Consider the following 19,594-nt stretch of genomic DNA (forward strand, 5'->3'; position numbering starts at 1 on the left):
AGTCCCCGCGCGTCTGGTGCCCGGCTCAGGGGAGCCTCGCGAGAAAGCGCTGTCCACCACTCTGCGCTGTGGTCGGGGCGGACGTATCGTGGCCGAGAGAGCCGAAGGACGCCGCCCGATGGCGTACGGCCCGTCGTACACGCGATGCCCGCGCGGTATCCGTACGCGAGGAAGACGACCATGGCCGATCCCAAGGGGTTCATGACCACGCCGCGCCAGGAGTGGCCGCGGCGGCCCGTCGAGGAGCGGGTGCGGGACTGGGACGAGGTGTACGTCCCGGGAGCGCTGCTGCCCATCATCAGCAAGCAGGCCGACCGGTGCATGGACTGCGGCATCCCGTTCTGCCACGAGGCCTGCCCGCTGGGCAATCTCATCCCGGAGTGGAACGACCTGGTCTCGCGGGAGGACTGGCGGGCGGCGAGCGACCGGCTGCACGCGACGAACAACTTTCCCGAATTCACGGGCCGGTTGTGTCCGGCGCCCTGTGAGGCGGGATGTGTGCTCGCGATCAACCAGCCGGCCGTCACCATCAAGAACGTCGAGTGCGCGATCGCCGACCGGGCCTGGGAGGAAGGTTTCACCCAGCCCCGGCCGCCCGAGCGGCTGTCCGGGAAGACGGTCGCCGTCATCGGCTCCGGGCCCACCGGACTCGCCGCGGCACAGCAGCTGACCCGGGCCGGGCACACGGTCGCCGTGTACGAGAAGGACGACCGGATCGGCGGGCTGATGCGGTACGGGATCCCCGAGTTCAAGATGGAGAAGCGGCATCTGGAGCGGCGGATCGAGCAGATGCGGGCCGAGGGGACGAAGTTCCGTGCCTCGACGGCCGTCGGGCGGGACGTCGGGGCGGCCGAGCTGCGGGGGCGGTACGACGCCGTCGTCATCGCGACGGGGGCCACGGAGTGGCGGGAACTTCCGGTCCCGGGCCGGGAGTTCGACGGGATACACCAGGCGATGGAGTATCTGCCGCTGGCGAACCGGGTGTGCGAGGGGGATCTGGAGGTCTCACCGCTGTCCGCGGCCGGCAAGCATGTGGTGATCGTCGGCGGCGGGGACACCGGGGCGGACTGTCTGGGGACCGCGGTGCGCGACAGGGCCGCGTCCGTGACCCAGCTGGACATCTACGCGCAGCCGGGCGCCGAGCGCGACGAGGACACCGAGCCATGGCCGACCTACCCGAAGATCTACCGGCTGTCGGCCGCGCACGAGGAGGCCCGGGATCTTCGTACGGCACCGGTGGCGGACGCGGACGCGCGGCTGTTCGCGGCGTCCACGCTCCGCTTCACCGGCGACGACAGCGGGCATGTGCGCTCTCTGCATCTGGTGGAGGTCGACGAGCGGCGCCGGCCGGTGTCGGGCACCGGGCGGACGCTTCCCGCCGATCTCGTGCTGCTCGCCCTCGGGTTCACCGGGCCGGACCAGGAGGACGGGCTGATCGGGCAGTTGGGGCTGACGCTCGATCCGCGTGGCACGATCGCCCGCGACGACGGCTTCGCGACCAACGTCCCCGGGGTGTTCGCCGCCGGGGACGCGGCGCGCGGGCAGTCGCTCATCGTCTGGGCTATCGCGGAGGGGCGGGCGGTGGCGTCGGCCGTCGACCGCTATCTGACCGGGAGTTCACGGCTGCCGGCACCGGTCTCTCCGCGGGATCGGCCGATGAGGGTGTAGGTGTGGCCGCCGGTTTCTTCTCGCCATCGGCTGTGCTCGGCTGGTGACGTGGGTCGAGTGACCGGCGAGACTCGGCGATCGGCGCCGGCGTCTGCCGTCTGCCGTCTGCCGTCTGCCGTCTGCCGTCTGCCGTCTGCCGTCTGCCGTCTGCCGTCTGCCGTCTGCCGTCTGCCGTCTGCCGTCTGCCGATCATCCCTTCCGCTCGTCCGTCCCCGCCACCTTCCCCGTCGCCAGGGCCACCCGGTTCCACGTGTTGATCGTGCAGATCACGGCGATGACGTGGGCCAGTTCCTCCTCGTCGAAGTGGGCCGCGGCCTCGGCGTAGACGGTGTCGGGGACGCCCGCGTCGGTGACGAGGGTGAGGGCCTCCGTGAGCGCGAGGGCGGCCTGTTCCCTGGGGGTGAAGAAGTGCCGGGCCTCGCGCCAGACGGCCACCATGTGCAACCGGTCCTCGCTCTCGCCGGCCTTGCGTGCGTCGTTGGTGTGCATATGCAGGCAGTAGGCGCAGTGGTTGAGGAGGGAGGAGCGGATCTGGATCAGCTCCACCAGCGCCGGATCGAGGCCGGCGCGGGCGGCGGCGTCGAAGCCAACGACGGCGCGGAAGACCTTCGGGGCGGACCTCGCGAGGTCCAGCCGGGTACGGGCGGCCTCGACCTCGGCGATCGCGCTGGTGATGTCGGCTGCGGCGGTGTTCGTGTCGGTCGTCATGGCTTCAACCTACGGGCCGGATAGACCGGCTATAGGGTGCATTTCCATGACGGAATCGTGGGTCAATTCCGCGGAGCGGATCGGCGCCGATCTGCATCTGGAGCTGTCGGGTCCGGGCGGGCGGCGGGCGGCGCTGACCCGGGCGCTGCGGGAGGCCGTGCGCAGCGGGCGGCTGGCGCCGGGCACCCGGTTGCCGCCGTACCGGTCGCTCGCCGCCGATCTGGGCGTGGCCCGCAACACGGTGGCCGACGCCTATGCGGAACTGGTCGCGGAGGGCTGGCTGACCGCCCGCCAGGGCTCGGGCACCCGGGTCGCAGACCGGGCGGAGCCGCTGCGGCACGCCGTACGGACGCCGGTGAGGACACCTCCACGCGCGCGTGGCCCACGACACGATCTGCGGCAGGGCGCGCCGGACGCGTCGGCATTCCCGCGCGCGGCCTGGTCGGCCTGTTATCGGCGGGCGCTCCAGGCGGCGCCGAACGAGGCGTTCGGGCCGGGGGATCCGGCCGGGCGCCGGGAGCTGCGGGAGGCGCTGACCGAATATCTGGCACGCGCGCGTAGTGTGCGGACCGAGCCGGACCGGATCGTGATCTGCTCGGGCTTCGCGCACGCGCTACGGCTGCTGTTCGGCCAGGGCGCGGCCGGGGTGCTGCGCGGTCCGCTGGGCGTGGAGGCGTACGGGCTGGACTTCCACCGGGGGCTGCTCACCACGGCCGGGGTGCGGACGGTGCCGCTGCCGCTGGACGAGCACGGCGCGCGGGTGGACGTGCTCGGGCGGGAGCGGGCCGTGCTGCTCACGCCAGCGCACCAGTTCCCGACGGGCGGGCCGCTGCACCCGGAGCGCCGGGCGGCCGTGATCGACTGGGCACGCGCGCGTGGGACGGTCGTCCTGGAGGACGACTACGACGGCGAGTTCCGGTACGACCGCAAGCCGGTCGGCGCGCTGCAGGGCCTCGATCCGGAGCGGGTGATCCACCTCGGGTCGGTCAGCAAAAGCCTGTCACCGGCGCTGCGGCTGGGCTGGATGGTGCTGCCGGAGCGGTATGTGGGGCCGGTGCTCGCGGCCAAGGGCGAGCGGGAGGGGTGGGCGAGCGTCCTGGACCAGCTGGCCTTGGCGGAGTTCATCGTCTCCGGGGCCTACGACCGTCATGTGCGGCGCATGCGGCAGCGCTACCGGCACCGGCGTGACCGGCTCGTCGCCGCGCTGGCCGAACACGCGCCGCAGGTGGAGGTGACGGGCATCGCGGCCGGGCTGCACGCGGTGCTGCGGCTGCCGCCCGGCACCGAGCGGTCCGCGGTGAAGGCCGCCGCGTGGCAGGGGATCGCCCTGGACGGACTCGCCGCGTTCCGGCATCCGGAAGCCGAGGCGACGGTGGGTGACGGACTGGTGGTGGGGTACGCGGCGGCCGCGGAACACGCCTACGGCGCGGCGTTGGAGGCGCTGTGCGGGGTGCTGCCCCCGGGGTGAGCACCGGGATGCCTCCGGCGGGCGGAGCGGGGTGCCTGCGGCGGTCGTAACGGGTTGCCTCCGGCGGTCGTAGCGGGGTGCCTCCGGCGGTCGGAGCGGTGGTTCAGAGATCGGGGTCGGCGGCGGTGACGTAAACCTTCGCGCCCGGCGGTCGGCTGTGGGCCGGCGGCCGGGACCGGTCGGCCGGAGCGGGTCCGGCGGATCGGGGGGTAGCGATGACTTGCGACGGAAGGATCCACTGCCTGCGCACCTGAACCCTGAGCAGCGTAGGCGCGGTGGGCGCGGCCGCGCAGCCGAATAAACGCCGGGCGCCCCACCCGTCGGCCTGCGGATGCTCCATCGCGCCGTCGGGTGTGCTGTGCGGCTGGGCCGCGGCGTGGGCCGGCACGATCGGGTCGTTGTCGCAGCAGACGACCCGGGCCGTCACCGGCACCCGGGGGTCGAGGGCCGGCATCTGCCAGCCCTCCCCCAATGCCTCAAGGGCGTGGGCGGTGCCCCCATTCGTCGACGGGGTAGTGGTCCTTGCTTCGGGTCCTGCCCTGTCATGCGGCACTCCATGAACGTCATGAGCGTCCGGCGCGATGAGTGATCAAGTGGGCGTCACCATGAGGAAGTTGAGGAAAAAACAACACACGGTCGGGGTCAGGACAGCAGGAAGTCGGCCTCCCCCGCCTTGGCGCCCTCTATGAACGCGGTCATCTCGGCCGTGGTGTAGATCAGCGCCGGCCCGTCCGGGTCGGTGGACTGGCGCAGGGCGATCCGGCCGTCGGCCAGCTTCATCGCCTCCAGGCAGTTCCCGCCGTTGCCGCCGCTCCAAGGCTTGTGCCAGCCCTCGCTGCCCAACTCCCGCGCGGGCATGCCGTTGTAGACGCGTCCGCGCGGCGTGATGCGATCCATTCACAGCTCCTTGCGGAGATCCCGGAGGATCTCCTTCGTGCGTTGTGCCGTAGCGGCCTGCGCCGCCATGCGGTCCATGACCTCGAGGTGGGTGGCCACCTCCGTGCGCGCGTCCAGATAGACCGCGCCGGTCAGGTACTCGCTGTAGACCATGTCCGGCAGCTCCGGCATGGCGAATCGGAACAGCACGAAGGGCCCGTACGTCCCCGGGTGCGGCCCGCCGGCGAACGGGGCGACCTGGAGCGTCACATGGGGCAGCTTCGTGGCCTCGAGCAACTTGTCGATCTGCGCGCGCATCACCTCCGGGCCGCCGACCGGGCGACGCAGGGCGGTCTCGTCCATCACCGCCCAGAAGTGGGGGGCGTCGGGACGGGTGAGCAGGTGCTGGCGTTGCATCCGCAGGGCGACGTGCCGCTCGATGTCGTCCGGGCTGGTCTGGCCGATGGCTCCGGACTTGAGCACACCGCGCGCGTAGTCCTCGGTCTGGAGCAGCCCGGGGACGAAGTGCGGCTCGTAGGAGCGGATGAGGGCGGCCGCACCCTCCAGGCTGACGTACATCGAGAACCAGCCGGGCAGGATGTCGTGGAAGCGCTGCCACCAGCCGGGCTTGTTGGCCTCCTCGGCCAGCTGGACGAAGAGTTCGGCCTCGTCGTCGGCCACGCCGTAGGCCTTCAGCAGCAGTTGCAGGTACGGGATCTTGAGGGCGACCTCGGCCATCTCCATGCGGCGGACGGTGGCGGGCGCGACGCGCAGGACGCGGGCGGCCTCCTCACGCTTCAGTCCGGCGCGTTCCCGCAGGTCCAACAGGCGCCGTCCGAGGACCACCTGGCCCACCGTCGGCGCGGACCGCGGTTCGCTCACGCTCTCACCTCCACCGAACGCCTCCACTGAACGTTTGCACCGAACGTTTCCCGAGGGATGTCTCCCGACGGATGTTTCCCGACAGCCCTGCGGCGCCATTCGAAGGTGCATTCGAAGACCGGGGCGATCTCCGATGACCCCAATTGGCGCCGCTCGACGTGCTGTTGTGAGCAGTGTGCCACGGCGCCTGACCGAGTCACACAGCACTCTGCATTTTTCAGAGTGACACTTGCCAAGTGTTCACGGCGGGGAGATAGTGGCAAGCGTGATTCCGTCCGCGCCCTTAGGAAGAGACGCCGCCGCAGACCCTCCCGGTCTCGGCGCAGCCGCGGGAGCAGCCCCTGACGGGGGCGCTGCCGGGCGCCGGTTCCGCTTCGAGCTGGCCGCACATCCGGGTTCCGTCGCCCAGGCGAGACGCCTCACGCATGCCCGGCTGGCCGGCTGGTCGGTGTGCGCGGACACCTGCGACAGCGCGGCCCTGGTCATATCCGAGCTGGTCACCAACGCGATCGTGCACACCGCGAGCAGCCGTGTGGTGTGCGAGCTGCACGACCACGACGACACCCTGCGGATAGCCGTACGGGACGAGGGCTGTGCCCCCGGCGATCCCCATCCCTCCGCGCAGCGGCCCGATGAGGAGCACGGGAGGGGATTGCTCCTGGTCGACGCGCTGTGCCGGGCCTGGGGCGCCCAGGAACACGGGCCCGGCCTGCTGGTCTGGGCCGAGCTGGCCCGCCGGTCCGACGCGGCCGACGACACCGCGGCTCCGCGCGGCGACCTGGGCTGGGGCGCCCGCCCCAAGCCGGGCCGCCCGGACGACTCCGGCGAGGACGAGGCGCCGGAGGGCCGGCAAGGGGCTGCCGGGTACCCCCACCGTCTGGCCCCGCTCGCCTCTGAGCACCAGCACCGCCACGGGGTGCCGGACCCCCACCGGCACCGCATCCTGGACCGGCCGCCGCACCAGTCGTCGTACCGGGCCCCCGAGCAGCACCGTTCCGGGGACCGGCCGTGACCGCACGGTACGGCTCCGGCGGGTACGCCTCCGGCGACTACGACTCCGACGGGCACCACGCCCCGAGTCCCTTCCCGGCCAGCACCGTCGGCGCCGCCCGGGGCGCCGAGCGGTCCCTCGGCCTGGACACCCTGGTGCGGCTGCAGCGGCTCAGGCCCGTCCCGGACGCGCCCCGCCGGCTCGCCGTGCCGGACGGCATGACCGCGCCGCTCGGCTGCGACGCCGTGGCCGTGCCCGACCGACTCGGCCCACTCGTCGTACCGCGGCTGCCGCGGCTGGGCTGTGTGTACACCGACGGCGCCCGCTGGTGGTGGATCGTTCCGTCGGACTCCGACTACGCCCTGCCCTGGCCGTCCCCGGCCCACTACGCCCCCGGCGCCCTGGTCACCGGCACCGCCCGGCTCATCCACCGCCCGGAGGGCACGGTCCCCTACACCCCGCCGATCCCGCTGTACCTGGCTTTGTGCCGGGTGACCGGAACGACCCCGGACTGGTCCCGGGCGGCGTGACGCTGCGCGCGTCCCGGCCCCGGTCACCCTGGTCGGCCGAGGGGCGGACCTCTCTGCGGAGTCCCGCCACACGCCCCCTTCGCTCCCCCCGCACTCCCCCGCACGCCCTCCCCCGCCACCGGTTCGCCCGGAGATAGTGGCCGTTCCGTCACGCTACGGGAGGTCATGTGAGGAAGAAGCGGGGGACGCCCGAGCCCGTGGTGTCGGGGTCGGAGCGGCTGCTGTTCGGGGGACCGCTGCGCTACGACATGGGCTGGAACGAGCACGCGGACGCCTTCCTGGAACTGGGCTTCCGTGCGATGGTCGTCCGGCTGCCCGGCATGCTGGCCTCCAGTCTGCGGCTGGCCCTCCAGGCCGACGCCCGGGCCGCGCGGATCGTCCTGGCCGCCGAGGCGCTGCGCGGCGCCGCCCAGGCGGTGAGTCTGCTGGCCGTGAACAGCGCGCTCGCCAGGCTGCTGACCGGCCCGGACATCGAGCGGCGACTGCGGTCGGCCGCCCCCGCGCTGCTCGCCATGGCCGCCGTATCGCTCGTGGCCGTGCTGCTGCGGGCGGCCTCCACGTACGCCATCGGGCGGCTGGAGCCCAAGGTGGAGCGGGTGGCGACCGAGCTGTATCTGGAGCGGGCGGCGAACGTGGAGCTGGCCGCCATCGAGGACCACGCCTTTCACAAACTGCTGGACACCGCCCGGTACGGCGCCGAGTCCGCGCGCCGCATGATCTCCTACGGCGCCCGGGTGATCGGCGCGCTGATCTCGCTGATCGCGGCGGCCGGCGTGCTGGCGGTACTGCATCCGGTGCTGCTGCCGCTGCTGGTCACCATGACCCTGCCGAGCGCCTGGAGCGCGCTGACCAACGCCCGGCGCCGCTACGAGTCCTTCCATGTCTGGGTGCAGCACGCCCGCGCGGGCCGGCTGATCAGCCATCTGCTCACCGAGCCGGCCGCGGCCCCGGAGATCCGGGTGCACGGGGTCGGCCCGTTCCTGCTGCGCCACTTCCGGTCCATGTCGGAGACGGCGGAGGCGGAGCACGCCCGGCTGGCCCGGCTCGCCGCCCGGACCGGTCTGATCGCGGCCGGCTGGTCCGGCCTCGCCACGCTCGCGACCTACGCCACGCTGGGCGTGCTGCTGCTGACCGGCGCGATGGCCCTGTCGGTGGCCGGTACGGCGGTGATCGCGATCCGCACGGGTGCGTCGAGCCTGGACACGCTGGTGCTGGAGATCAACCAGCTGCACGAGGAGGCCCTGTTCGTCGGGGACTTGCAGCGGCTGTACGTGGAGGCGGCCGAGCGGGCCGTCCCGGAGGGCGGCGAGCTCCTGCCGGAGGACCCGAAGGAGATCCGGTTCGAGCACGTCACCTTCAGTTATCCGAGCGACGCGCCGGACCCCTCTTCCGGTGGGCCGTCCGCCTCCTCCGGTGAGCCGGCGGCATCGTCCGGTGGGCCGCGGACCCGCCCCGCCCTGGACGATGTCACCCTCACCCTGCCGCTCGGCCGGATCATCGCGCTCGTCGGCGAGAACGGCTCGGGCAAGACCACGCTGGTCAAGCTGCTCGCGGGCCTGTACACCCCGGACCGCGGCCGCATCCTGTGGGACGGCGTCGACGCGGCGCGGGCCGACCGGCGGCTGCTCGCCGAGCGGATCGCGATGGTGGCCCAGGACTTCAAGCGCTGGCCGTTCACCGCCCGGGTGAACGTGGCCGTCGGCCGCCCGGCCGTGCCCATCACCGAGGAACGGCTGGCCGCGGCCGTCGCCGAGGCGGGGGCGGAGGAGGTGGTCGCGGATCTGCCGCGCGGCCTGGACACCCTGCTGGCCCGCGACTTCAGCGGCGGGCACGAGCTGTCCGGCGGTCAGTGGCAGCGGCTCGGCATCGCCCGGGCGGCGTACCGGCGCGGTCAGGTGCTGATCGTCGACGAGCCGACGGCCGCCCTGGACGCGCGGGCCGAGCTGGAGGTGTTCGAGAAGATCCGGGCGCTGGCGGGCAGTGGGCAGACGGTCGTGCTGATCACCCACCGGCTGGCCTCGGTCCGGCATGCCGACCTGGTGCATGTGCTGGAGCACGGGCGGCTGGTGGAGTCCGGGCCCCCTCAGGAACTGCTGGCCAGGGGCGGAGTCTACGCCGAGCTGTACGCGCTGCAGGCGGAACAGTTCACCGCGCAGGTGCCGACGCAGGTACCGGCGCCGAAGCCGGCCTGAGCCGGCCGGACGGCACCGGTCGCGTCACTCGGCCGCCTCCGCCCCTCGCACGATCACCAGGAAGGTGTCCGTCGCGAGGTCCATGACCACTTCGGCGGGCAGGCCTTCCAGACGCCGCGCGTGCGCGAACTCCTCCGCGGGCCGGGATCCCCGCGGACCACCGGCGGGAAAGCGCTCGAGCACCGTTCGCCCGTTCACCGTCTCGCACCTCCAGAAAGCGTCGTACTCGTAGGAGTTAACGCTCTGGAGAAGGGAAAGGCCTCACTCGATGACGGGACTGAGACATTACCTACACCCGTTCGGCGCGGAGCGTGCGGGACCGTTCACTTTGCGACGTGAACCGCACCCTCCGCGTCAGTGGTCGTACTCGTCGTGAAGCCGCAGCCGCTCGCTGCCGGCGGAGCTGCGGCCGAGGGCGGTGAGGTCGAGCAGGCCGGCGAGGGTGCCGAGTCCGTCCAGCCCGTCGTCGAACACCGAGTAGGTGTGGAAGACCCGGTCGCTCTCGCGCAGGAAGCAGCTGACGCCCGGCCGGTCGACCAGGCCCTGGCCCGAGTCCACGGTGGCCTCGAAGTCGAGGTTGAAGTCGCCGTGGGACGCGGAGCACGACGAGGAGTACCAGGGCACGACCCAGCCCATCCGCGCCTTGAACGGCAGGATCCGGGTGAACGGCGCCCGGGAGACGGCCGCGAAGGAGGTGTTCCGGGCCCGCAGGTGGGCGAGGTGGCCGATCTGGTCCAGGAAGGCCGAGCAGCACGGGCAGCCGTTCTCCCACTCCGGGGAGAACCTGAAGTGGTGGACGACGAGCTGGGCCCGGCCCTCGAAGAGGTCCAGGAGGGTGGCCTTGCCGTCACCGCCCTCGAAGACGTACCCGGCGTCGACCTCGACCATGGGCAGCCGCCGCCGCTCCTGACCGAGCACCTCGCGGGCCCGTCTGACCGTCTCCTCCTTGCGCTGCAATTCCTCGCGCGCCGCGCGCCACTGCTCGCGCGAGACGATCCTCGGAAGCGACATGGGCCCTCCTGTCCGACGGTCGGTACGGGGTGGTGACCGTCGCCGGGAGCGGAACTCATCGCCGTGCGCGGAGATTTTCGCGGAGATTTCCCTCCGGCCTCGCCGACCCGCACGGCATCGGGCCGGCTCAGGTGCCGTACTCCTGGATGCGCCGCCCATGGCTCCGGTCGGTCAGCGCGGGCAGCCGGCGGCCCGACTCCGCCACGACGGCGGGCAGGTCGAGGGTGAGGAGTTGCCGGTCGCGCATCAGGACCCGGCCGTCGACGACGGTCGTGCGGACGTCCGAGGAGCGCGCGCTGTGCACGAGAGTGGCGGCGAGGTCGTGGACGGGCTGGGTGTGCGGCCCGGTCAGGTCGACCAGGACGATGTCGGCGCGCCGGCCGGGCGCGAGGCTGCCGACGCGGTCGGCGAGACCGACCGCGCGGGCGCTCTGCAGCGTGGCGTGGTGCAGGGCCTGACGGGAGGTCAGCCAGCGTGGATCGCCTTCGGCGGACTTCTGGATCAGGGAGGTCAGCGCCATCGACTCCCAGACGTCGAGGGAGTTGTTGGAGGCGGCGCCGTCCGTGGCGAGCCCGACGGGGACGCCGGCCGCGCGCAGGGCCCGTACCGGAGTGGTGGTGGGCCAGGCGAACTTCAGGTAGCCGCGGGGCGCGGTCGCCACGGCCGTACGGCCGCCCGTGCGGGCCAGCAGCGGAAGGTCGCGCTCCACGATGCCGGTGCCGTGCGCGATGAGCAGGTCGGTGTCGAGGAGTCCGGCGCGGTCGAGGACCTCGACGGGGGTGAGGCCGTGCCGGGCGAGGCTGGTGTCGGTCTGGTCGCGGTTCTCGGCGGCGTGGATGTGGACGGGCAGGCCGTGGGCGCGGGCGAGATCGGCGGTGGCGGCCAGGTCGGCATCGGTGACGGTGTAGGGGGCGTGCGGGGCGAGGGCGGTGGTGATGCGGCCGTCGGCGGTGCCGCGGTACCGGAGGGCGAACTCGGCCGACCGCTCCCGCCCTTCGGGGCCCTGACTGGAGAAGTAGGCCTCGCCGAGGTGCGCGCGCAGCCCGCACTCGGCGACGACGGCGGCGACGGCGTCCATGTGGAAGTAGTGGTCGGCGAAGCAGGTCACCCCGCCCCGGATCATCTCGGCGCAGGCCAGTCGGGCACCCGACTCCACGTCGTGGGCGGTGAGGTTGGACTCGACCGGCCAGACGACGTCGTTGAACCACTCCTCGGTCGGCAGGTCCTCGGCGAGTCCGCGTAAGGCCACCATCGGGGCGTGCGTGTGGCAGTTGATCAGTCCCGGCATGGCGACCTGCCCGTACGCCTCGATCCGCTGCACGGCGGGCAGGTCCCGCACGGACGCGGCGGAGGTGACCGACTCGATGACCCGGTCGCGTACGACGATCGCCGCGTCCTTGCGGAAACCGACCTGTTCCGCCTCGTCATGGACGAGCGCGGTGCAGCCGGTGATGACGAGGTCGGCGGGAGCGGGGCGCATGGGCCCACCGTACGGCTACGCGGCGACGGGCAGGGGAACCTCGATCTGCTGGTGCCTCAATTCGTCGAGTGCGTCCTGCAGTTGACCGGCATGCCGAGGGGTCAGCCGGCCCGTCTCGTCGAGGTGTACGGCACAGGCCGTGGTCGTGTCGACAAGTCGCTCCAGGACGTCCGCGACGGCGTCCGTGCCCGCCGTGTGCCGGGCGAGGGCGGGCAGTTCGGCGGCGGCCAGCGCGATGGCGGTACGGGCCTCGGCGAGGGTGCGGTAGGCCTCCCGGCGCAGCGCCCACCGCTCGGCGCGGTCGCCGGACCCGCCGAGGACGTGCACGAGATAGGCGTGCGCGGCGCCCCCGGCCGTGGCGAGCCGCGCCCGTACCCCACCGCCGCGCTCCCCCGGCATCGGCAGATGCCCGACGACCAGCACGAGCGCGCAGGCCAGCAGGGTCTCCCCGATCCGGCTGACGGAGGCCTGGGGCTCACCGCCGGCCATCACCAGGGCGAGCACGAGGACGGTGACGACGGCGGTCAGCGCGGCGAAGTGCCGGGTGGCGACCGGCACGAGCGCCCCGCAGACCGCCACCAGCGCGATCAGCCCGGCCGGGCGTGGCAGCAGCGCGGCGAGCCCGGCGAACACCAGGGCGCCCAGCACGGTCCCGGCGGCCCGGCACAGCACGCGGGAGGCGAGCGGCCCGAGGTCGGGCTTGACGAGGAAGACGGCGGTGGCGGGCAGCCAGTACCAGTGCTGGTGCTGGCCGTACCAGCGGGTGTGGTGCAGCGCCTGGGCGATGGCTGCGCTGGCCCCGAAGCAGACGGCGACCCGCAGCCCGTACTCGCGGCCGCCGGTGCCGAACGCGGCGCGCAGCGCGCCCGGGAGGCCCGTGCGCCGGGTGAGCAACCGGTGCTGGGCGCCCTTGCCCTGGTCGAAGGCCTCGGCCGCGCGCAGCAGGGCGTCGTCGAGGGCGCGCAGGGCGGGGGCCGAGCGGTGGGGTGCGGGCAGCGGGCCGGTGCCGGTGTTGCCGCGGACGGCGGCGGCGAGCCGCCGGGGTCCTTCCGCGGCCCGCGCGGAGACGGGCTCGCCCGCCCAGAACAGCGCGGTGGCGGCCTCTGCGAGCGGGAGCGCGGCCACGTACTGCGCGTGCAGCCGGCGCTCGGCGGCGGAACTGGCGTACCGGCGCAGCCGGGGTCCGGCGAGGGCGTCCTGGGCATGATCGAGGGCGGCGGTGAGCGCGGCCCGCCGGGCGGTGGCCCGCTCCCCGCCCACGGCGTCGAGGAGCGCGGCGACGGCGTCGTACACGTCGGCGACCGCCGCCCGCTCCCCGTCGAACCGGAAGTCCCCGGCGAGCGAACCGGGCGTGGGCAGGGCGAGCCGCAGCACGAGCAGCCAGCCGGCCCCGGCGAGAAAGGCGAGGGCCCGCTGCCAGCCGCTCTGGGCCGCCGGCATCCCGGCGCCGATCGCGGCGCCGACGAGGAGCTGCGTTCCCGCGGCGGAGGCGACGGGCCCGACCGCGCTGATGCCACCGGCGACCAGCCCGAGCAGGGTGAGCGCCAGGGTGAGCGGTACGGCGGCCAGCCCCTGCCCCGCATACGTCCCCGCGAGCAGCCCGAACGCCCCGGCCAGAGCGGGCGCCCCGAGCCGTTTGACGGAGGCCCGCCGGCTGCCCGGCCGGTCGTTGATGCCGGCGAGCATCGCGGCGATCGCGGCGAGGACGCCGAGCGCGGTGTGCCCCGTACCGACGCCGGCGAGCAGCAGCGGCCCGGCGGCGAGCGCGCCCCGGGTGACCGCGCTCCAGGGGACGGGGCCGCGCTGGGCGCGCAGGGCATGGGCGAGCCAGAGGGGGGCGGCGGGCCGGGACACGGGGCTCCTGTCGTACGCGGGCGGGTTGTGCCTTGCCTTCGGACGGCGGTGGCCGGGTGGGCTGTGCCCCACGGTAGGGGGCTTTCTTGGTGCGAACGGTGCGATCAAGTTTCCGGCACGTGAAAGGTGCCGCGGCCGGCCGGTTTCTTTATGAACGCAATGCCCCGGCGACGATCTCCTCGGCCTCGGTCACGGCGGCGACGAGGGCCTCGGGTTCGGACGGCAGCGCCCCCACCACCGCGTCGATCCCCCGCAGCCCGGCCCGCTCCAGCAGCCGTTTCTCGTTCGTCACCCACTCGCCGCGCGCCGCGAGCACTCCGTGCGCGGCCTGGGCGGCGGCCGTCGCGAGGGCGCCTGCGGTCTCCGTGAGCCGGCCGTGGGGGGCGTGGTTGGCCTTCGCGTAGGCGAGGGTGGCGCGGGCGGTGCCGTGCCAGCGCTCGGCGGCGGTGACGCGCAGCCGCGCCGGGTAGCCCGCCGGGCGGGGCAGGGTGCCTCGGAGCACCTGGTTGACGGCCAGTTCGGCCACGATCAGGTAGGTGGGGATGCCGGCGAGATGGAAGAGCAGCGGCTCCACCCGGAACCGTCCCTCCTCCGCCTCCGCCAGCTCGTGCTCGACCACGTCCAGGTCGCGGTAGTGCACATCGACCCGGCGTCCGTCGATGGTCAGCCAGGCCCCGCCGTTGAAGACTCCGCCGCCCCACCCGCCGATCTCGCAGACCTCGCCCTCCCAGCCGACGGCGCGCAGGTCGTCGGGGTCGAAGGGGCCGCGGTAGTAGATCGCCAGGTCCCAGTCGCTGTCCGGGCGGTGGGTGCCCTGGGCCCGGGAGCCGCCGAGGGCGACCGCCCGGACGGCGGGGAGGGCGGCGAGGCGGTCGGCGGTACGCGCGAGGAAGACGGGATCGGGAAGCTGGGGCGTGGGCGTCGGCTGGGACGTGGGCATGGCCCCAGCCTGCCGCGGCCGTCCCGGAGTCCGCTCCCGAAATTCCGGCGGGGCCTTCCCGCCCGTGCGGGAAGTCGAGAGTCCGTACGCCTCCGCCGTCGGTGTCCCGTCAGCAGAGCGGTCCCGGTAATTCGGATGCGGGCAGGGCCGACGGGACCGATCATCGGGATTCGTCGGGAAGTCGTGTCGTCCACCGCCGATTGAGGAGAGCGCCCCAGTGATCCAGCGCGTAACCGTCCCAGTCCTCTTCCCGCCGCCCCGCTATGCGCACGCCTCCGTTGTCGAGGCCGGTACGAAGCTGGCCTTCCTCGCCGGGGCCGTGCCGCTCGACGAGAAGGGGGAGATCGTCGGCCCGGGTGATCCGGTGCGGCAGGCGGAGCAGGTGATCGCCAATCTCCGGGAGCAACTGGACGCCGTCGGGAGCGACTTGGCGCATGTGGTCGCGACGGACGTGTACGTGGTGAGCAGCGAGCCGTCGGCACTGTCCGCGGTGTGGGACGTGGTGGAGGCCTCCGGGCTGAGCGCGGGACCGCACTCGTCCACGCTGCTCGGGGTCGCCTGCCTCGGGTACACCGGGCAGCTGGTGGAGATCACGGCCACGGCCGTGGTGCCGGAGCGCGAGGGGAACCGGTGACGGACGAGGTCGTGCTGCGCCGGGCCGTGGCGGCGGACGCCCTGGCCGTCGCGGACGTGTATCTGCGGTCCTTCGACGCCGCCCTGCCCACCGTCGTGCGGCCGCACACCGACGACGAGGTGCGCGAGTACATCCGGGATGTCGTCGTGCCGTCACGGGAGACCTGGGTGGCGGAGGCCGGCGGCGGGATCGTCGGCCTGATGGTGCTGAACCGGGAGTTGCTGTCGCAGCTGTATCTGGCCCCGGAGTGGCGGGGGCGCGGCATCGGTGACCGGTTCGTGGCGCTGGCCAAGGAGCGCAGCCCGGGCGGGCTGACCCTGTGGACCTTCCAGGTCAACAAGCCCGCCCACCGCTTCTACGAGCGCCATGGTTTCGCCGCGGTGGAGTTCACCGACGGCAGCGGCAACGAGGAGCGGGAGCCGGACGTGCGGTACGTCTGGCGGCCGTGAGCCCGGCCGTACCGGCCCGCCGTGGCGAGCGAGAGCCACGCCGTCCGGCTCAGCGTGCCGGGCGTCCCCACCTCCTCTTCTTGGGCCGTGGCCTGTCGTAGCTGCCCGCTCGGCTGGTGGTCAGGCCCAGGGCGACCAGGGACTCGGCAAGCTTGACCGCCGCCGCCACACCGTCGACCACGGGCAGCCCGAGCTTCTCCCCCACCGCCCGCTGCAGTCCCGTCATCCCGGCGCAGCCCAGGACCAGGACCTCGGCGCCCGCGTCCCGGGCCCGCTCGGCCGCCGTCAGGAACGCGGCCTCGGTGCGGCCGGGGTCGCCGGCGAGGTCGAGGACGCCGAGGCCGGTGCCGACGACGGCGGCGCAGTTCCGGGCCACACCGGCCGTCTCCAGGCTGTCCTCGATCTGGCCGCAGGAGCGGTGCAGGGTGGTGACGACGCCGTAGCGGCGGCCGAGGAGGCAGGCGAGGTGGGCGGCGGCCTCGGTGATGTCCACGACCGGGACGTCCACCAACTCCCGTACGCCTTCCCGGCCGTGCTCGCCGAAGCCGGCCAGGACCACGGCGTCGTACGCGGGTCCGTCGTACGTCCGCAGGGTGTCGAGGACGGCGGCGGCGGAGAGATAGCTGTCCAGCCAGCCCTCGGCGGACGCCGGGCCCCAGGCGGGGGTCAGACCGGTCACCGAGGTGGCCGGGCCCGCGGCGGCCCGGGCGCCGCGGACGATCTCCTCGGTCATCTCCTGCGTGGTGTTGCAGTTGGTGACGATGATCCGCACGCCCGTCAGGCCTCCTTCGCCGTCGTCGCGCGCTCCCGGCGGGTCAGCAGGGCGTACAGGCCGGCGGCGAGTGCCGTGCCGATGAACCAGGAGTACGGCGCCACATCGCCGAAGCTCTTCACCAGCGCTACCACGGCGGCCACCGCGGCGGAGGGCAGGAACGCCCACAGCGCCGTCGGGTTGACGCCCTTGCGGTAGTGGTACGGGGTGCCCGGCCGGGCGTCGAACAGCGCCTCGACGTCGACCTTGCCGCGCTTGACCCAGTAGTAGTCGACCATGATCACGCCGAACAGCGGGCCCAGGAAGGCGCCGAGGCCGCCGAGGAAGTAGTTGACGACGGTCGGGTTGGAGAAGAGGTTCCAGGGGGTGACGAGCAGCGCCGCGACCGTGCTGATCATGCCGCCGACCTTGAAGGTGATCTTCTGCGGCCAGACGTTGGCGAGGTCGTACGCCGGTGAGACGAAGTTGGCGACGATGTTGACGCCCATGGTGGCGACCGCGAACGTGAACGCGGCGATCACGAGCACCCAGGTGTTGCCGACCTTGGCGACCAGTTCCGCGGGGTCGGTGATGGCCTGTCCGAACGCCTTCAGCGAGCCGGCCGTGACGATCACCGACACCACGACGAAGGCGGTGGAGTTGATGGGGAGGCCCCAGAAGTTGCCGCGCCGGACGGTCTTGTAGTCGGGCGCGAAGCGGGAGAAGTCGCAGAAGTTGAGCATCAGGGTGCCGTAGGTGGCGAGGATGAGGCCGATCGCGCCGAACCACTGCCGCCACTGCTCTCCCGTGGACACCGGGTGCGGGGTGGAGGTGAGCGAGATGCTCCAGTGGGCCTTGGCCAGGACCCACAGCGCCAGCGCGATCATCACCAGCCAGATCGCCGGACCGCAGAAGTCCTGGAACTTCCGTACGGCCTCCATGCCCCGGCTGATGATCAGCGCCTGGATCACCCAGAGCGAGACGAAGGAGATCCAGCCGAGCGCGTCCAGGCCGAGGAAGGAGTGGTGGGTGAGGGAGTCGAGGCCCGGCCAGGCCGCGAGCAGCATCACGTTGACGGCGACAGAGGCCAGATAGGTCTGGATGCCGTACCACATGATGGCGATCACGGCCCTGATCAGCGCGGGGATGTTGGCACCCCAGACGCCGAAGCTGATCCGGCCGACCACCGGGAAGGGCACGCCGTGGCGCTGGCCGATCCTCCCCATCCAGTTCATGCCGGCGTAGATGAGCACGAAGCCGGCGAGCAGGGAGGTGAAGACCTGCCAGACGTTCATGCCGAGGACGAGCAGGCCGGCGGCGAAGGTGTAGTTGCCGAGGTTGTGGACGTCGGACATCCACATGGCGAAGAGGTCGAAGACCTTCCAGTTCCGCCGCTCGGCGGGGGCGAGGTCCTCGTTGACGAGGCGAGGATCGGGGACGAACGCGGGGGCGCCGGTGGTTTCGGCACGGTCGGCGAGGGACACGGGACCTCCTGGACAGGGGGACGAAGGGGCCATACCGCAGGAACTCGGACGGACTGCGGGCCGGAAACCCACAGCGAGCCGCGTTTGGTATACCAAATAGCTGCCATGGTGCCGTCGTCAAGCGTTCGGACCGATGTCCTTGTCGTTACGGCCCCGTAAAAGTGGCCTCGCGTCGGCGAAGATGGGCCCATGACGAAGATCGAACCCCTGGGCGCGGTGCGCGAGCGCGTCCTGGCGAGCCTGCGGGAGGACATCATCGCCGGGCGCCTCGGGCCCGGTGACCGACTCGTCGAACGGGAGCTCGCCGAGCGGTTCGGCGTCTCCCGGGTGCCGGTGCGGGAGGCGATCCGCGCGCTGGTCGCCGAGGGCTTCGTCCTCTTCGAGTCGGCCCGCCGCACGGTGGTGCGCCGGCTGAACCCGACCGACGTCAGGGAACTCTTCGAGCTGCGCGAGGCCTTGGAGGTGTACGCGGCGGGGCTGGCGGCGTCCCGGGTGACTCCCGAGGCCCTGGCGGAGCTGAGGGACCTGCTCGACCAGGCGGCTCGGGCGACGAAGGAGGGCGACGCCGAGGCGATCACGGACATCAACACGCGCTTCCACGACCGCATCCGCGCCCTGGCCGGCAACAGCCTGCTGATCTCGGTCATGGAGCCGGTCGACGGCCGCCTGCGCTGGCTCACCCGGCGCAACGAGGAATGGCCCCAACTCCTCACCGAGCACCGCGAGTTGTACGAGGCGATCGCCTCCGGCGACCCCGACCGCGCCCGCGCCCACGCCCTCGACCACGTCCGCGCCAACTACCGCTCGACGGTACGGCACCTGTTCGGAACCGATCCCGCCGACGCCGACTGAAGGACCACGGCCGGCCGAAGAGGGACCGCTGGGGGCTCGTGACGGACGGCTACCGGCTCACGAGGGACCGCTGCGGACCGCTGACATACGCCGGCCGGCCCCTGATGGACCACTGTGAGCTGCTGACCGGCGGCTGTCGCCTCCGAACGGGACCACCACGGGCTGCTCGCGCAGCGGCTACCGGCTTCCCGGCTTCCGGATTCCGCGGGACCGGTGCGAGATCCTGGCCGGCGGCTGTCGCCTCCCGAGGGACCACCGCGGGCTGCTCACGAGCGGCCACCGGCTTCCGCGAGACCGGTGCCGGATCCTGGCCGACGGCATTCGCCTCCCGACGGGACCACCCCGAGGTGCTCACGAGCGGCCACCGGCTTCCGCGAGACCGGTGCCGGATCCTGGCCGACGGCATTCGCCTCCGGACGGGACCACCCCGAGGTGCTCACGAGCGGCCACCGGCTTCCGCCGGACCGGTGCCGGATCCTGGCCGACGGCATTCGCCTCCGGACGGGACCACCCCGAGGTGCTGCACGAGCGGCCACCGGCTTCCGCCGGACCGGTGCCAGATCCTGGCCGACGGCATTCGCCTCCCGACGGGACCACCCCGAGGTGCTCACGAGCGGCCACCGGCTTCCGCGAGACCGGTGCCAGATCCTGGCCGACGGCATTCGCCTCCCGACGGGACCACCCCGAGGTGCTCACGAGCGGCCACCGGCTTCCGCCGGACCGGTGCCGGATCCTGGCCGGCGGCTGTCGCCTCCCAAGACACCACCCCGAGCTGCTGGCGGGGCTCGATCGGCTCCTGATGGACCCGGCGGTAGCCGACCGGC

Annotated in this window: 19 protein-coding genes; 8 read left to right on the top strand and 11 right to left on the bottom strand. The window is 73.0% G+C overall.

The genetic code is table 11. The features are described from left to right. Positions 1-180 precede the first annotated feature (180 nt). A complete protein-coding gene (locus tag ACIBJF_RS03510) occupies positions 181-1,668 on the top strand; it encodes a glutamate synthase subunit beta (RefSeq protein ID WP_399171987.1) in 1,488 nt (495 codons plus the stop codon). Positions 1,669-1,857: 189 nt separating this feature from the next. Here the strand turns inward: ACIBJF_RS03510 and ACIBJF_RS03515 are convergent, their stop codons facing one another. Beyond that, positions 1,858-2,376 (bottom strand): carboxymuconolactone decarboxylase family protein, encoded by a 519-nt coding sequence (locus ACIBJF_RS03515; protein ID WP_399171989.1) that lies wholly within the window; start codon positions 2,374-2,376, stop codon positions 1,858-1,860. Between the two features lie 46 nt (positions 2,377-2,422). Here ACIBJF_RS03515 and ACIBJF_RS03520 point away from each other — a divergent pair, with 46 nt between their 5' ends. Next, on the top strand, positions 2,423-3,844 hold the full coding sequence (locus tag ACIBJF_RS03520) for a PLP-dependent aminotransferase family protein (protein WP_399171990.1): 1,422 nt from the start codon (positions 2,423-2,425) through the stop codon (positions 3,842-3,844). A 103-nt stretch (positions 3,845-3,947) separates the two neighbouring features. Here ACIBJF_RS03520 and ACIBJF_RS03525 read toward each other — a convergent pair whose 3' ends face one another. The 3 genes from ACIBJF_RS03525 to ACIBJF_RS03535 form a co-directional block, all read right to left on the bottom strand. Beyond that, positions 3,948-4,298, bottom strand: a complete 351-nt coding sequence (locus ACIBJF_RS03525) for a hypothetical protein (RefSeq protein ID WP_399171991.1) — start codon at positions 4,296-4,298, stop codon at positions 3,948-3,950. A gap of 188 nt (positions 4,299-4,486) precedes the next feature. Beyond that, positions 4,487-4,741 carry a DUF397 domain-containing protein gene (locus ACIBJF_RS03530; protein WP_399171992.1) on the bottom strand — a complete coding sequence of 85 codons (255 nt, stop codon included), beginning with the start codon at positions 4,739-4,741 and terminating at the stop codon, positions 4,487-4,489. Next, a complete protein-coding gene (locus ACIBJF_RS03535) occupies positions 4,742-5,602 on the bottom strand; it encodes a helix-turn-helix domain-containing protein (protein WP_399171994.1) in 861 nt (286 codons plus the stop codon). A gap of 229 nt (positions 5,603-5,831) precedes the next feature. On the opposite strand from ACIBJF_RS03535, the gene ACIBJF_RS03540 reads away from it, so the two are divergent. The 3 genes from ACIBJF_RS03540 (at position 5,832) to ACIBJF_RS03550 (ending at position 9,315) form a co-directional block, all read left to right on the top strand. Beyond that, positions 5,832-6,614 carry an ATP-binding protein gene (locus ACIBJF_RS03540; RefSeq protein WP_399171996.1) on the top strand — a complete coding sequence of 261 codons (783 nt, stop codon included), beginning with the start codon at positions 5,832-5,834 and terminating at the stop codon, positions 6,612-6,614. Between the two features lie 122 nt (positions 6,615-6,736). After that, entirely contained in the window at positions 6,737-7,123 is a 387-nt protein-coding gene (locus ACIBJF_RS03545) for a hypothetical protein (protein WP_351801127.1), read from the top strand. Between the two features lie 167 nt (positions 7,124-7,290). Continuing rightward, positions 7,291-9,315, top strand: coding sequence for an ABC transporter ATP-binding protein (locus ACIBJF_RS03550; protein WP_399171997.1), 2,025 nt, complete (start codon positions 7,291-7,293; stop codon positions 9,313-9,315). Between the two features lie 24 nt (positions 9,316-9,339). Here ACIBJF_RS03550 and ACIBJF_RS03555 read toward each other — a convergent pair whose 3' ends face one another. From ACIBJF_RS03555 to ACIBJF_RS03575, 5 genes are all read right to left on the bottom strand, one after another. Further along, positions 9,340-9,513 (bottom strand): hypothetical protein, encoded by a 174-nt coding sequence (locus ACIBJF_RS03555; protein WP_399171999.1) that lies wholly within the window; start codon positions 9,511-9,513, stop codon positions 9,340-9,342. A gap of 156 nt (positions 9,514-9,669) precedes the next feature. Beyond that, the gene (locus ACIBJF_RS03560) at positions 9,670-10,326 is read right to left on the bottom strand and encodes a DUF899 domain-containing protein (RefSeq protein WP_399172000.1); all 657 of its coding nucleotides are present in this window, start codon (positions 10,324-10,326) and stop codon (positions 9,670-9,672) included. Between the two features lie 127 nt (positions 10,327-10,453). After that, on the bottom strand, positions 10,454-11,806 hold the full coding sequence (locus ACIBJF_RS03565; protein ID WP_399172001.1) for an amidohydrolase: 1,353 nt from the start codon (positions 11,804-11,806) through the stop codon (positions 10,454-10,456). A 15-nt stretch (positions 11,807-11,821) separates the two neighbouring features. Beyond that, positions 11,822-13,660, bottom strand: coding sequence for an FUSC family protein (locus ACIBJF_RS03570; protein WP_399172002.1), 1,839 nt, complete (start codon positions 13,658-13,660; stop codon positions 11,822-11,824). A 148-nt stretch (positions 13,661-13,808) separates the two neighbouring features. Then, positions 13,809-14,600: a nucleotidyltransferase domain-containing protein gene (locus ACIBJF_RS03575; protein WP_399172004.1), complete on the bottom strand. Its 792-nt coding sequence runs from the start codon at positions 14,598-14,600 to the stop codon at positions 13,809-13,811. 217 nt (positions 14,601-14,817) lie between these two features. On the opposite strand from ACIBJF_RS03575, the gene ACIBJF_RS03580 reads away from it, so the two are divergent. Beyond that, positions 14,818-15,234: a RidA family protein gene (locus tag ACIBJF_RS03580; RefSeq protein ID WP_399172005.1), complete on the top strand. Its 417-nt coding sequence runs from the start codon at positions 14,818-14,820 to the stop codon at positions 15,232-15,234. Further along, the gene (locus tag ACIBJF_RS03585; RefSeq protein ID WP_399172006.1) at positions 15,231-15,683 is read left to right on the top strand and encodes a GNAT family N-acetyltransferase; all 453 of its coding nucleotides are present in this window, start codon (positions 15,231-15,233) and stop codon (positions 15,681-15,683) included. Before ACIBJF_RS03580 ends, ACIBJF_RS03585 begins: the two co-directional genes overlap by 4 nt. Before the next feature lie 49 nt (positions 15,684-15,732). Here the strand turns inward: ACIBJF_RS03585 and ACIBJF_RS03590 are convergent, their stop codons facing one another. After that, entirely contained in the window at positions 15,733-16,455 is a 723-nt protein-coding gene (locus ACIBJF_RS03590) for an aspartate/glutamate racemase family protein (protein ID WP_399172007.1), read from the bottom strand. A gap of 5 nt (positions 16,456-16,460) precedes the next feature. After that, positions 16,461-17,918 (bottom strand): NCS1 family nucleobase:cation symporter-1, encoded by a 1,458-nt coding sequence (locus ACIBJF_RS03595; protein ID WP_399172008.1) that lies wholly within the window; start codon positions 17,916-17,918, stop codon positions 16,461-16,463. 189 nt (positions 17,919-18,107) lie between these two features. On the opposite strand from ACIBJF_RS03595, the gene ACIBJF_RS03600 reads away from it, so the two are divergent. Beyond that, positions 18,108-18,770, top strand: a complete 663-nt coding sequence (locus tag ACIBJF_RS03600; RefSeq protein WP_399172009.1) for a GntR family transcriptional regulator — start codon at positions 18,108-18,110, stop codon at positions 18,768-18,770. Positions 18,771-19,594: the final 824 nt, after the last annotated feature.

It is taken from the genome of Streptomyces sp. NPDC050743 (assembly GCF_044456925.1).
In the GTDB taxonomy this organism is placed as follows: Bacteria; Actinomycetota; Actinomycetes; order Streptomycetales; family Streptomycetaceae; genus Streptomyces.